Consider the following 13,904-nt stretch of genomic DNA (forward strand, 5'->3'; position numbering starts at 1 on the left):
GATGTTGTTGAATTGTGATCTGGGAGAGAGCTTTGGCGCTTGGACCATGGGCTTGGATCAAGAGGTTATGCCCTTGATCGACATGGCCAATGTGGCCTGTGGGTTCCATGCTTCCGACCCACTCATCATGCACAAAACGTTAACCTTAGCGAAACAATACGGCGTGAAAATAGGCGCGCATCCAGCTTACCCGGACCTCGTGGGTTTTGGTCGACGCAGCATGAAGTGCACCAAAGATGAGCTTTCGACCATGGTTTGGTATCAAATCGGTGCACTGCAAGGCATCTGTCGGCCTCTAGGATTGAACGTCAGCTATGTAAAACCACACGGCGCCATGAACAACGATATGATGGCGAACAACGACCAACTGCGCATCATCATGGCCGCTGTGCATGCTTATGACCCTAATCTGCCGCTCATGATACCCATCAGTAATGACTATGCTGAGCATCAAGCCATGGCCGCCGAGATTGGACTTCGCCTTATTCTGGAAGCCTTTGCTGATCGCGCCTACGACGATACAGGCCGTTTAGTCTCACGCGCCAAACCTGGTGCAGTGCATCACGATGCAAGTATCATTGTGGCGCAAGCCAAATCCTTTGCGCATAAAGGCGGCATTACTTCCATCACGGGTCAATGGTTGGATTTACCCGCCGACTCTTTGTGTGTGCATGGCGACAATGCCGAATCGGTCGCTGCGGTTGCCCGCATTCGAGAGGCACTAGGAGATAAAGGATGAAGATTGAAGCGGTCTCCGAAAATACCATTCTTCTGACCTTTGGCGACACCATCAGCGAAGCTATTACGCCGCGCATCGTCGCGATGGAAAAACTGATTGAGCATCATCTGGCACCCTACCTCGTGGATTTAGTGCCCTCTTACACCACGTTATTGATGATCTACGATCTTGATCGTGCCGATTACCGCCTGATGCTGAGCTTGCTGCGCAAATTGGCTGATACGCTCGACGACCATGTACAGGAACATGACGACGGTCGAACCTTCGACATCCCCGTATGGTACGACCCCAGTGTGGGGTACGACTTGGAAAATTTGGCGAAAGAAAAGAACATCAGCGTGGGAGAAGTTATCCATATACACAGCAGCAAAACCTATCGGGTCTTTGCTGTAGGCTTCAATCCCGGCTTTGCCTTTCTCGGCAAAGTCGACGCACGTATTGCTACCCCACGTCATCACAGCCCGCGATCTTCGGTTGCACAGGGCAGTGTCGGAATTGCTGATGCGCAAACGGCGATCTACCCGCTAACCTCACCGGGAGGTTGGCAGATTATTGGCCGCAGCCCAACGCAGTTTTTTGATCCCAAAGGCGACCCGCATACGGCATCCCTGTTACAAGTGGGTGACGAGGTTCGTTTTAAACCCATTCAGAAAGACGAATTTCTCGCTCTGGGAGGTCAACTATGAGTGCGCTACGTGTTGATAACCCCGGTTTTTTCGCCACCCTGCAAGATGCCGGGAGAACCGGTTCGCAACGCGCAGGTCTCACCGAAGGTGGCGCCGCCGACGAACATGCCTTCCGCTGGGCTAATAAATTGCTGAACAATCCGTTAGATTCGACTTGCGTTGAAATTTTGATGGGCAATTTCACGGCCACCCTCACGGCGGACGCCACGATAGCCATCGCCGGGGCCGACATGGGCTTTTCCATCAATGGTCTAGCTGCGGCCAATTGGTCCACCCATCGTTTGCAAGCGGGTGATCAACTAGCGTTCAAAACTGCGCGTTCAGGATTGCGCGCCTACCTCGCGGTAGCAGGCGGCTGGTTAACGCCCATCTTCTTTGGCAGTCGTTCCGTGGTAGTAAGGGAAAAGCTGGGAGGTTTCGATGGCGGCAAACTGAAAGCCGGCGATCAACTCAGCTTTGCTAGCCATAGCCCGCGCCGTATGCGCCAGCTTGCGCCGCGTTATGTACCCGACTACAACAGCCCCTTGACCCTGAAGATCGTGCCCGGCTACCAATATCGGTCCTTCTCAGGTTTGGATCGACGGCGTTTGGGTAGTTCAAACTATCAAATCAGTAACCGCATCGACCGCATGGGCTATCGCTTGGAAGGCCCACCGATCATCCCCACCATCGACGGCGTTATTTCTGAGGGCATTGCCATGGGTGCCGTGCAGGTACCGATGGACGGCCAACCGATTGTGTTGCTGCGCGACCGGCAAACCATTGGTGGTTACCCCAAAATTGGGTGTGTCACCTCATTGTGCTGCAGTCGTTTGAGTCAACGCGGCGCAGGAACGCCAGTGAATTTTGAATTCATTGATCTGAGTACCGCGCAGGGCGAGCGTCAGGTGTTCAACCGGTTCTTTAAAGCGGCGGACTGGGATATGGATGGGGAGACATTACTTTGGCCTTAGGGATTAGTTAAAAGCCTCTTTTTCTCAATCTGGCGGTGTTAAAAATGGTCTCAAATGCTCATTTACACTCAGTAAACTGCGCGTTCTCGACCATTTTTGCCTAGCCAGATTTTCGCCTCCGAGACTTTTTAAACCTCCAGTTAGTCTCTTCATTTACTTCGCAAAATACTGGCAAAAAAAACCCGCACAAGAATGAACGATGTGCGGGAAAACAGAGAGCTGTTTTTGACGCGAGGCGTCAGAATTCGTTTAGGTCATCCTTGGCTGGGTAGCCACAGGGCCAGTTGAGGGTACGCAATCAGCAAGCCCGCCATGATTAACATGACGAATATGTAAGGGATCACCCCAATCATCACGTCGCTGAACGGCTCACCTTTACGCGCGGCTTGCACAATGTACAGATTGAGCCCCACCGGCGGCGTAATGAGCGCCAACTCGACAAAAATAATCAATACGATACCGAACCATACCGGATCATAGCCTAAACCAAACACAATCGGCGTCAGTATTGGAATGGTGATCACCATCAACGACAGTGTTTCTATAAAGAACCCCAAAATGAACAAGATCAACAACACCATCAACAACATCTGCGTGGCAGAAAGGTCATATTGATTGATGAACTGTGTAAGTTGTTGCGACAAGCCCGCCGCACTCATGGCAAAGTTTAAAAATGCCGCCGCCATGATGATCAACATGATCATAGCCGTGGTTTTAATGGTGCCGTCCAACGCATCAAGAATGTTGCGCAAGGTCAACTTCCGGTACGCCGCCGCCATGATCATTGAAGCCGTCACACCAATGGCCGCAGACTCCGAAGGCGTTGCCCAGCCGGTATAAATAGAACCAATAATCACCGCAAATAACAGCAACAGCGGCACCAAATGAATCAGGCTCGAAAAGCGCATTTTCCAAGTTGCGGGCCGACTAGGGCCACCCAACTCGGGCTTCCACCAACACAGCACGGCCGACACCACAACAAACAAACCGGCCAGCAATAAACCGGGAATCAACCCCGCCATAAATAACTGAGGTATGGAGGTTTCGGTTAAAAAGCCATAAACAATCAAGTTAATGGACGGCGGAATAATAATGCCTAATGTACCGCCTGCAGCAATGGTACCGAGAAACAACTTAGGGTCATACTTCAACGCCCGTTGTTGTGGCAAGGCTACCGTAGAAACGGTTGCAGCTGTCGCCACCGATGAGCCGGATGTGGCGGAGAAAAACGTCGATGTCACAACATTCGAATGCAATAACCCACCGGGTAACCAGGACAACCAATAGTCCAACGCATCATAGGCGCGCGCGGCAATACCGCTGCGTACAATCATTTGCCCCATTAAGACAAATAACGGAATGGATAACAGCAAAAACGAGTTCGCCGAAGACCACATGTTTTGGCCCAAGGCACGGACCAAAGGAAACGGCGAAAAGAATATGTCTAATCCAAAGGCCAGAAACACTAAGGTCACAGCCACTGGAATGGTAAGAAACAGCATTACCAGAATGCCGATGATCATAAATAACAGCATGTTGAACGCCTCTTATTATTGCTCGGTTAATACTCAATTTCTTCTGCAGATTCCGGGCAGAAGTAACGTTCAAAGGCTGCTTTATCGTTCACAAATATCGCGAAGAAAGCACGAATCGTTAATAAGAGCGTAACAAACGAAAACCAAACATAACCACTTATCCATATAGCATGCGGTATCCACATCGGCGTCGACATAACGGTATTAGACAATGACCCATTACGTAAGGAACGTGCCAGAACGGGATAAGCATAATAGGTAATTAATAGCGTCATCGTGGTCAGGGTAAGAATGGCCAACATATCCATTATGCGTTTCAAAAAGTCCGGACTCTTTTGATAACCAATATCTATTCTGATATGCGCCTTTTCAAATAAGGCATGGGCCAAACCCCAAGAGGTTAATACGGCCAACAAATAGCCCGAATATTCATGGACGAATCGGAAGGAGACACCGAAGAGCTTTCTCGTAAACACTTCTAACGTAATCATGGCAATGGTGGCCAGGAGCAACGCTCCTAGCACCCATGCGATGACGCGAGAAGCCGACCTGGTAAAGCGTGTCACCTGTTCAAGCAGGTTATTAACCAGAGTCAACATAACGCGACCTCTCTGTTCTTGTTATGGTAATTATTTGCTGGCGGTCAAGCCGACAATGGTACCGACGCGATCATTCCACATCGTCACCACGCTGTCGTCTACTCGACGTGCCCAATTCGGCAGTACCGTATTTTCCAGCACATCGCGGGCGGTTGCCAAATCGGCTTCACTGGGCGATACCAGCGTCATATTTTGCGCTTCGCCACGCTCACAGGTACCTGTTCCGGTGAGGCAAGCCACACCTTGCTGGGTATCCACTTCAGCGTTCGCCCATACTTCTTCAATAAAATCTTCTTGCATGGTGCGTTCCAAGGTGGCTTGTTGTGCCGCCGAAAGCGAATTCCATTTATCGAGCGAAATGGCGGTCAGTACATAGTCCCAACCACCGGCAGGTAGGGTGTAGAGATAGTTGGCCATTTCATACCAAGCTGAGCTGTAGCCTGACATTGAGCCAGTAACCGCACAATCAATCACGCCACGATCCAAGGCGCCGGGTACTTCGTTAAAGGCGATATTCAGTGCCTTGGCACCGACCGCTTCCAAGAACTCCAGTGTCGTCCGGCCGCTGGCCCGAATCGCCCGACCATTCAAGTCTTCCAGATTCTCCACCGGATCACGGCAGAATACGACCTGCTGTGGATAAGGCACAATCGCCAGTACTTTACTGTCAAAACGGCGCTGCATGCCCATATCGGCGATTGGCAAATAGGCCTCCGCTACACGACGGGCATCGGCCACCGTCAGCGACAACATCGGCATATCCAATGCTTCGATTTCTGGAGCGTCAGCCACCGCATAGTCAGCCACGGTCATGGCCACATCAAACAAACCTTCCGACAGTAAGTTATAAACGTCTCCACCCGGCACGCCCATCTGATCATGCGTCGTTAACTGGACGTCGAAACCGGCACCTGCTCCGGGTAAGGTTTCAGACCAATACGGATTTTCAAACCGGCGGTGCAGTTCCAAACCCGACCAACTGCCCACTACGCTCAGCGAAGCAGACTGTGCCATGGCGGGCGCGCCCATCAAGAGTGAGCCGCCTACAGCGGCCATGGTGATCATCGTGTGTAGAGTTTTCATGTTCCAACCTCTATGGTTATTGTAGTTATCACCTCGATTGAGGATCACTTTCTGTTGAAGCATTCTATTAAGAGTACTCCAACTCCCAGTTTTGCCTATCAGTGATGAGCATTTTTCCTGGGCTATGCGTTATAGCTATCGGTAATTTGGCGTTCATAGCCGCCAGTTGTGACGTCACACCACAGGCCCAAAACGACGTGATGTCGGTGTCCTGAACAATGGGTGGATCGCCAAACTCGGGCTGGGCAAAGTTAGTTATGCCAATGTGTTCCGGAGCACCAATGTGCACGGGTGAACCATGAACCTTCGACATATTTGTTGTTATTTGTACGGCTTTAATGGCATCGCTTGACCGCATAGCACGCATGGACACCACCAGTTCACCATGAAAAGGCGCGACGGACTTAAGTGGAATGTTGGTTCGGTACATGGGCACGTTCGTGCCTGCTTCGATGTGTCGAACACCGACTCCATGCTGCACAAGCGACTCTTCAAACGAAAAAGAACAGCCGATATAAAAGGACACAAAGTTATCCTGCCACAGTGCAGAAATATCCAATACTTCGGTATCTAATGCGCCATGTCTGTACACGCGATATCCCGGCACATCGGTACGGACATCAATATGTTCACCCAGTTCCGTTGGAAATGGATCACCCGGCTCGCTGACATGCAATATCGGGCAGGCTTTGGGATTGGCAACACAGAATTTAAGAAACGCATGAGCATATTGCTCTTCCATAATCATCAAATTCGCCTGTGCAAACCCAGGACATAAACCGCTGGTGGTCGCTAACGGCGCATTGGTCCGGATATATTCCCGTGCCGCCTTGGGTGACATCGATGCATTGATCATTCAAAAATACTCAGTGACTTACTTCATGCCAGTCAAATTAGGTTTGGGGCTAAGATTAGTCAAATCAGTAATTTGGATGGATATGGATAGGAATTTCCGATACTTAGCCAATCACGTGGTTTTTATGCCGACGCATTATTCGGCTACAAATATTTACAAATGACGTTTCTTGCTGAACTTTCAAGGCGTTAGACCATGCAGACAATCATCTTTAAATACATTACACCAATGAATCGTTGACTATTAATCAACGTAAAAATATCGTCTTGCGCGTCTTCGTATTAAAATATTCTTAGGAGCACCCTATGAAATTCTTGCCGAATTTCGTCCTAATCTATTGTTTAACTACCTTAACGTCCTTTGCGGAAACATGGGAAATTCATACGCCGTACACAAACGATGTGCACACCACCGACGTACTTGATTACTTTGCATCCTTGCTGGAAATGTCGCCGAGTATTGACGCCAATGTCGAGCTTAAAACAGGTGCCGAGGTATTCGGAAATAGCGACATGTACCGCGCTGTTCGAACCGGAAGAGCGCTTTTTGGCGAAATACTTTTGGGCAACCTGGCCGACATTGATCCCATTTTTGATCTCGATAACTTGCCCTTTCTCGCCACAGACTTTACCTCAGCACGCATCCTCTGGACGGTAACCCGACCAGCCATTGAACGCAGTCTCAGCGACCAAGGAATTGTATTGCTCTACGCTGTACCCTGGCCCCCACAAGGACTCTACACGAACCAACGCATTAACACGGTGAGTGACTTGTCAGGCCTACGACTGCGCTCCTATTCATTGAGTACAACCGATTTGGCGCTTAAGCTGAACACTCTACCCGTCCCACTGGCGACCCAAGAAATCCCAAGTGCCTTTGCAGAGAACACCATCGACGCCATGATTACTTCGTCCACCATCGGCGTCGCCACTCAAGCATGGCGTTTTGCGCAACATTACACCGCCATTCCGTCCTGGCTGCCGAAGAACATTGTGATGATGAATAAGCGTTGGTTTGACGGCTTGCCCGCTGCGACCCAAAGCGCCATCTTAGCTGCCGCCGAAGACGCTGAACAACAAGGCTGGGCACGCGCCGAAGACAGCACGCAAGAAATGGTGGCACATCTGGCCGGACAAGGCATGGAGATAGCGCAGCCCACTCCTGAACTGCAACATGAATTGCGCCAGATCGGACTAAAAATGGCCGTAGAGTGGGCAGCCACAGCGGGCCTGACACGCCAATTGGTGCTTGAAGACTATTATCGTGCACTCGAAGACGCGACACCGAGCCACAACGACACCAACAATGCCCGCCCAGTCGCTCAAAGCCCTTTTCTTATACGGAATGCAAACTATGCAATAGACCCCAGAACAGGCCTCATCTGGCAGCGCTGCAGCTTCGGGCAAACAGCGAACGGAGAGGCGTGCGAAGGTACTGCACAACGGCACTCGTGGTCTGGTGCACAGCGCATCATTAACGAACTGAATCAACAAGAAGGCACTCAATGGCGCTTACCGACTCGCACCGAACTGGCCGAAATTCAGATTTGTCATGCCGACCGTCGTACGCCGAATATGAGTACCCTGTGCGAAGAATTCACGGATCGCCCTACTCTGTATCGTGATACTTTTCCCGATACCTTGCCGCGCTGGTATTGGACACAGGATACGCTGATCGACGATGATGGCTATGCATGGGCGCTCGATTTCAGCGTCGGCCATCAATACCCGATCGGTAAATTCGGGTATTCCCATTACCTCAGACTGGTACGCGAACCGTGATGGATTTTCGAGAACTGGAAGCCTTTGTTTGGATTGTGAAACTGGGCTCTTTTAAGCATGCAGCGGAACATCTGCACATTACTCAACCCTCGATCTCCGAGCGGATTGCCCGACTCGAAGATTTTCTGGGTGAAAAAGTGCTGCTGCGCGAACATCGTCCGGTACTGCCGACGCTCAAAGGCCGGGAGTTGTTTCGGCAAGCGGAAATGATGCTGCAAGAACGTCAAAATGCGATCGACAACTTTCGTGCGCAGACGGATTATCAAGGCGTGTTTCGATTGGGTGTGGTGGAAACCATAGCGCAAAGCTGGCTGCCTGACTTGTTAACCCTGCTGTCCGACCGTTTTCCGGCCATGACCATTGAAATGGAAGTGGACGGTTCCCCCGGCCTAGAAAAGAAAATCACCACCAATGAACTGGACTTGGCTTTCTTGATGGGCCCCATTAACCACGACCATATTGTGAACCGGCTGCTGTGTCGCTATCCCATGCGCTTCATAGCGCACCCGGACTTCAAAGGCATGTATCGTGAAGATGTAAACGACTATTTAGAACATTGCGTGCTATTAAGCTTCTCACGCGAATCCATTCCTTACAAAGATTTGCGCTTTATGCTGGCCGAACGGGGCATTGAGAATCCGCGCATTCACTGTTCCAGCTCGATATGGACCATCGCCCGTTTAGCCATGGCACACTCGGGCATTGGTGTTATGCCACCCATCATTGTACGCAACGAGTTAGCCGACGGACGGTTGGTTAAACTCAATCTTCCCCTACATCTACCCAACTTAATTTTTACCGCCTCCTGGCCTGCCAGCTATGACTCGTGGCTGGCCGAAAAAATCGCCCGCATTGCCCACGATGTTGCGCACCAAGCCCCTTGGGGAGACGAACTCGCCGCAACATAACGGGCAAAAAAAACCCGTGGAACCCATCTGGGTCCACGGGAAAGTACACAGCATTGAGAAAAGCAACACTAACATTCGCCTCGCTATCCCCTCGAGATTTCCCCAGCCAACGAACCAAGGTTTCTGAGCAAGACTGTTACGTGGCAACACCCATATTACGAATCAACAACGATATGTCAACATTTCATTGACGTTTGATTAATGATGTACATACTTAGGGGTGAGCTGATCAAAAATAAGACAGCCCACTAAGAACCCGTTAAATGGGTCAATTCGCAACAGAGAGCGTTTTAACCATGAAAACACACATCCATACCATCGCGCTGTTCCTCCGGCATGCCCGAAGCTTTACGCTACGCCTCGCCGTCCTCATCATGATTTCGCTGACCGCACAAAGTCTCAGTGCCCAGAGCTTAAGATCTCAACAATGGACGCTTGCCTCGCCTTATGGAGATGGTGTGCACCACACCCAAAATCTGCGCTTATTTGCCGAAGACGTAGCCAACGCTACCGGACAAGCCATTCGAATCGATATTGCTGCAGGCGGCAGCTTGATTGAACACAGTGCCATTCCCCGGGCTGTGCGCACGGGACGTGTCGCCATGGGTGAAGTATTAATGGCGACCATGACGGCCAGCGACCCCATTTATGAATTGGACAATCTGCCCTTTATTGCGAGTGATTTTGCCGCTGCCGAACAACTGTGGGCGATCAGCAAACCACTGATCAGCAACAGCCTTGATCAACGCGACGGCATGCTGCTGTTATTTGCCGTACCTTGGCCGCCACAGGGACTGTACGCCAACATCCCATTACGAGAGCCCGACGAACTCGCGGACTTGAACATGCGCACCTACTCAAACACCCTTAAACGACTGGCCACTCTGCTGAATGCGGGTGGGGTTAACATTGAAGCTGGCGATATCCCGACTGCCTTCGCCGAAGGCCGTATCGACAGCATGATCACTTCCGCGGCGACCGGCGTTAGCAGCCGTGCCTGGGAATTCGCTGACTATTATTACGATGTCCAAGCATGGATACCAAAGAACATGGTGATGATGAATAAACGCCTGTTTCTTAGCCTACCGGACGAGCATCGCCAAGCCATCCTCGCGGCTGCGGAAAGCGCAGAACAGCGAGGGTGGCAGATGGCGAGAACGGAGGCGACCAATACCACCGCCGCGCTGGCCGAGCAGGGCATGACAGTGCAACAACCCACGCCCGCCATTACCAACCACTTGCGCCAAGTCGGTGCCACTATGGCCGCCGAATGGGTCGCAACTTCCGGTGCTTCAGTCGAGGATGTATTACTTGAATATCTTAACTTAGCACGGAGCCAACAACAGGATGATCAGGCCGATAGCCCACTGGATTCCCGCTTCATACCGCGCCAGCATGGCACCATTGTCGACACACGCACACAACTCGAATGGGCGCGTTGTTCGGTAGGGCAAGAATGGGATGGACAAACCTGTGCAGGCTCACCACGTCGTCTAACGTATCATGGTGCTGAAGAATACATTGAACAGTTGAATACCACCGAACCCCTGGCTGGATTCACGGATTGGAGGGTGCCAACACTAGCAGAACTTCGTACGCTCATTTGGTGTGTGCCACTGGATAGCCGCTTGGCCGTTGTTGAGGTGGAGCACTGCACCGGGGAGTTTGAAACCCCAACCATTCATCGCCCCGCGTTTCCAAACACACCCGCCTCATGGTTCTGGAGTGCCACGGTAAACCCGGAAAATGACACGGAGACATTCGGTGTCTATTTTCGGCTCGGCTATGAGCATCCGATTTGGCAGCACACCTACCGGCATCATGTACGCATGGTCAGAAGCCGCTAGGGCACCGTGATTTATGAGCAATCGGTCAACATAATGGCGATTTTTTAGCCAAAACAGTGGCCGGTTTGTCCGAAACTACGCACTTCGCCGTTATGTGCAGCAAAGACCTTCAATACGTTGTTCAGAGTGCTAAGGTAAAACGACTGAACAGCGTAATGGAGTGTCCTATGCACCGTCCTAATTTGCTGAAAATCGTACCTGCCCTTGCTGTATGTTTAGCTCTTTTTTTCTCGGCTTCGGTGTCGGCTCGCACACTGGTGGCCGCCAATGACCCCTGGCCACCCTTCGTAGACCCGGATGCGCCCAACCAAGGCATTGCCACCGAGATTGTGCGCACCGCATTAGCGACCCAAGGCTACGAATTACAGTGGGAAGTGATGCCATGGCAGCGCGCTATTTTAGGTGTCCGCGATGCCAACTATGACTTGCTGATTGGCGCATGGTATACCGACGAACGGGCAGAATATCTGCACTACAGCCAACCGTACGTCGACAATAACGTCAAATTTATCAAGCGCATTGACGACCCCTTCGAGTTCACCGGCTTGGAAAGCCTCAACAACAAACATGTGGGTACGGTATTGGGTTATGGCTACCCGGAAGAATTCGATCAAGCACAGAATTTTTGGCACATACCCGCAGTGAACCTGATCACCAACATTCGAAAGTTGGTGGGGAACCGCCTCGACCTCACCCTGGAAGATGAAATCGTCGCACGCGACCTGATCAGTGCGATCAACCCGGAATTCCTAGACCGCATTGCCTTTACCGACGCCAGCCTCAGTACCAACTCATTGCACATTGCCGTGGGCAAGGCGCATCCTGACGGCGAAGCCATCATCGCGGCGTTTAATCGCGGCTTAGCAGAGATTCGAGCCTCGGGTGAGTTGGCCCGTATTCTGGCGCAAGTGCTGCCTGACTAGACCTAAAAAACCCATTTAATTGAAATTATTTTTGCCGCAATAATGGGGCTTGGGAAACCGGTCAATACCATGATTTGTCTTGCCTTAAGGCCATTCACCCATGGCCGCTCGCACCATATTTCCTTTCATCTAACTTGAATTTGTTGTCAGGCTTTGCCATTCTGTAAGCGTAATTTGACTGCTAGTTCAACCTCGCAACGAGGTTGATTCTCATGGTATCCGAGGTTTTAAGCTCGGTACTGCATTACTAGAAATCACTTCTAGTGCTTTGGAAGCCACAGGCTTCTGCCTAACAAAAGAGGGCTAAACAATGACGTTAACAGCACTGCTCAAAACCGCCAGCGTATCGGCGTTAGCATTATCGATTGGCGTAGCATCGACCGCACAAGCGGACACATGGCGCTACGCACATGAAGAGTATGAAGGCGATGTACAAGATGTCTTTGCCTACAAATTCAAAGAATATGTGGAAGACAATTCAGACCACACCGTACAAGTATTCCGCTTTGGTGAACTGGGCGAGTCGGACGACATTCTCGAACAAACCCAAATGGGCATCTTGAATTTCGTAAACCAGTCACCCGGCTTTACCGGGTCTGTTATTCCTGCCGCGCAGATATTTTTCATTCCTTATTTGATGCCAACCGACGAAGAAACGGTCATCGAGTTCTTCAAAACCAGTGAAGCCATCAATGAAATGTTTCCTGAGCTGTACGCTGAACAAGGGCTTGAACTGCTGCAAATGTACCCCGAAGGTGAAATGGTGGTCACGGTAGACGAGCCCGTTCGCTCGCCGGATGATTTCCAAGGCAAAAACATTCGCACCATGACCAACCCTTTGTTGGCGGAAACCTATCGTGCTTTTGGCGCCACGCCTACACCATTGCCGTGGGGTGAAGTCTACGGTGGCTTGCAAACCAACATCCTGCAAGGTCAGGAAAACCCGATCTTCTGGATCGAGTCTGGCGGTTTGTATGAGGTATCACCGAACCTGGTCTTTACCGGTCACGGCTGGTTTACCACAGCGCTGATGGCTAACCAAGACTTCTACAACGGTCTCCCGGCTGAAGACAAAGAACTGGTGCAAGAAGCAACCGCGTTCGCCTTCGACTACATCAACGAGTATGTCCCAGGGTTGAGTGAAGAAGCTCTGCAAACCATCTTGGATTCCAGCGATGAGGTGACGGTAACTCGCCTGACGGAAGCCGAAATCGAGGCCTTCCGCGCCCGTGCGCCACAGGTTGAAGAAGAGTTCCTCTCCATGACGGGTGAAACCGGTCGTGAGTTATTGGAGCAATTTAAGGCCGACTTGGAAGCAGTCACCAACTGATCGGTACGCGGTACTGCCTGCGCGGGCAGTACCGCCCCTGTTCTGAACCGCGCTCATCACTCGGAGATCCCTGCATGTCAGACACCAACCCTCTGGCTGGGCAGTCCGCATTACCCGGCGTACTCGGTATGCTCGATAATGCCATCGCACGTATTGAATCTTTTATTCTCGCCTCTGGCGTTCTACTCATGGCGTTAAACACCGTGAGCAATGTCGTCGCGCGTTTCGTGTTTGGCGAAAGCCTGCACTTTTCAGAAGAAGTGAATCGCATTCTGATCGTTATGATCACCTTTGCCGGCATCGGATACGCCGCCCGGCATGGCCGACACATTCGTATGTCGGCGTTTTTTGACCTGGTTCCTACCCAAGCGCGACGTTACTTGATGGCGTTTATTGCCGTGGTGACCGGGGCCTTCATGTTTTTCCTGTGTTATTACTCTTACACCTACATTCTCAGTATCTACAGCACTGGTCGGGTGTTGCCAACATTGAACTACCCGCTATGGACCATGTACGTGTGGGTGCCGATTGGCTTGGCGGTTACGGGCATCCAGTACGAACTGACCGCGATCAAGAATCTCACCGCCAAAAAGGTGTATTTATCGACGTCGGTCAAAGACGGATTTGACGAGCCTGAACAGGCCATCAAAGAGCAGGAGTAAGT

The 13,904-nt window shown here is 51.2% G+C and carries 13 protein-coding genes; 9 read left to right on the forward strand and 4 right to left on the reverse strand.

Annotated features, from left to right (window positions below):
* Position 1 precedes the first annotated feature (1 nt).
* Genes ACFOSD_RS12155 through ACFOSD_RS12165 form a run of 3 tightly spaced genes read left to right on the forward strand, consistent with a single transcriptional unit; the run spans position 2 to position 2,378 of the window.
* Positions 2 to 739, forward strand: a complete 738-nt coding sequence (locus tag ACFOSD_RS12155) for a 5-oxoprolinase subunit PxpA (RefSeq protein WP_380696895.1) — start codon at positions 2 to 4, stop codon at positions 737 to 739.
* Positions 736 to 1,425: a 5-oxoprolinase subunit PxpB gene (pxpB, locus tag ACFOSD_RS12160; RefSeq protein ID WP_380696897.1), complete on the forward strand. Its 690-nt coding sequence runs from the start codon at positions 736 to 738 to the stop codon at positions 1,423 to 1,425. Before ACFOSD_RS12155 ends, pxpB begins: the two co-directional genes overlap by 4 nt.
* Positions 1,422 to 2,378: a 5-oxoprolinase subunit C family protein gene (locus ACFOSD_RS12165; RefSeq protein WP_380696899.1), complete on the forward strand. Its 957-nt coding sequence runs from the start codon at positions 1,422 to 1,424 to the stop codon at positions 2,376 to 2,378. The genes pxpB and ACFOSD_RS12165 overlap by 4 nt, the downstream gene beginning before the upstream one ends.
* A gap of 254 nt (positions 2,379 to 2,632) precedes the next feature.
* Here ACFOSD_RS12165 and ACFOSD_RS12170 read toward each other — a convergent pair whose 3' ends face one another.
* The 4 genes from ACFOSD_RS12170 to ACFOSD_RS12185 all read right to left on the reverse strand — a co-directional run bounded on the left by ACFOSD_RS12170 (position 2,633) and on the right by ACFOSD_RS12185 (position 6,451).
* A complete protein-coding gene (locus ACFOSD_RS12170; protein WP_380696901.1) occupies positions 2,633 to 3,913 on the reverse strand; it encodes a TRAP transporter large permease in 1,281 nt (426 codons plus the stop codon).
* A gap of 26 nt (positions 3,914 to 3,939) precedes the next feature.
* On the reverse strand, positions 3,940 to 4,512 hold the full coding sequence (locus ACFOSD_RS12175; RefSeq protein WP_380696903.1) for a TRAP transporter small permease subunit: 573 nt from the start codon (positions 4,510 to 4,512) through the stop codon (positions 3,940 to 3,942).
* Between the two features lie 30 nt (positions 4,513 to 4,542).
* Complete coding sequence (locus tag ACFOSD_RS12180) at positions 4,543 to 5,595, reverse strand: TRAP transporter substrate-binding protein (RefSeq protein WP_380696905.1); 1,053 nt, start codon at positions 5,593 to 5,595, stop codon at positions 4,543 to 4,545.
* A 67-nt stretch (positions 5,596 to 5,662) separates the two neighbouring features.
* Positions 5,663 to 6,451, reverse strand: a complete 789-nt coding sequence (locus tag ACFOSD_RS12185; RefSeq protein ID WP_380696907.1) for a putative hydro-lyase — start codon at positions 6,449 to 6,451, stop codon at positions 5,663 to 5,665.
* A gap of 305 nt (positions 6,452 to 6,756) precedes the next feature.
* On the opposite strand from ACFOSD_RS12185, the gene dctP (ACFOSD_RS12190) reads away from it, so the two are divergent.
* The 6 genes from dctP (ACFOSD_RS12190) to ACFOSD_RS12215 all read left to right on the forward strand — a co-directional run bounded on the left by dctP (ACFOSD_RS12190) (position 6,757) and on the right by ACFOSD_RS12215 (position 13,902).
* Positions 6,757 to 8,232, forward strand: coding sequence for a TRAP transporter substrate-binding protein DctP (gene dctP, locus ACFOSD_RS12190; RefSeq protein WP_380696909.1), 1,476 nt, complete (start codon positions 6,757 to 6,759; stop codon positions 8,230 to 8,232).
* Positions 8,232 to 9,140 carry a LysR family transcriptional regulator gene (locus ACFOSD_RS12195; RefSeq protein WP_380697279.1) on the forward strand — a complete coding sequence of 303 codons (909 nt, stop codon included), beginning with the start codon at positions 8,232 to 8,234 and terminating at the stop codon, positions 9,138 to 9,140. Before dctP (ACFOSD_RS12190) ends, ACFOSD_RS12195 begins: the two co-directional genes overlap by 1 nt.
* 296 nt (positions 9,141 to 9,436) lie before the next feature.
* Entirely contained in the window at positions 9,437 to 10,987 is a 1,551-nt protein-coding gene (gene dctP, locus ACFOSD_RS12200) for a TRAP transporter substrate-binding protein DctP (RefSeq protein ID WP_380696911.1), read from the forward strand.
* Positions 10,988 to 11,154: 167 nt separating this feature from the next.
* Positions 11,155 to 11,910: a substrate-binding periplasmic protein gene (locus ACFOSD_RS12205; protein WP_380696913.1), complete on the forward strand. Its 756-nt coding sequence runs from the start codon at positions 11,155 to 11,157 to the stop codon at positions 11,908 to 11,910.
* 310 nt (positions 11,911 to 12,220) lie between these two features.
* Complete coding sequence (gene dctP / locus ACFOSD_RS12210) at positions 12,221 to 13,240, forward strand: TRAP transporter substrate-binding protein DctP (protein WP_380696915.1); 1,020 nt, start codon at positions 12,221 to 12,223, stop codon at positions 13,238 to 13,240.
* A 74-nt stretch (positions 13,241 to 13,314) separates the two neighbouring features.
* On the forward strand, positions 13,315 to 13,902 hold the full coding sequence (locus ACFOSD_RS12215; RefSeq protein WP_380696917.1) for a TRAP transporter small permease: 588 nt from the start codon (positions 13,315 to 13,317) through the stop codon (positions 13,900 to 13,902).
* The last annotated feature ends 2 nt before the right edge of the window (positions 13,903 to 13,904 follow it).

Origin of the sequence: Salinispirillum marinum (assembly GCF_042650105.1) — a bacterium.
In the GTDB taxonomy this organism is placed as follows: domain Bacteria; phylum Pseudomonadota; class Gammaproteobacteria; order Pseudomonadales; family Natronospirillaceae; genus Salinispirillum; species Salinispirillum marinum.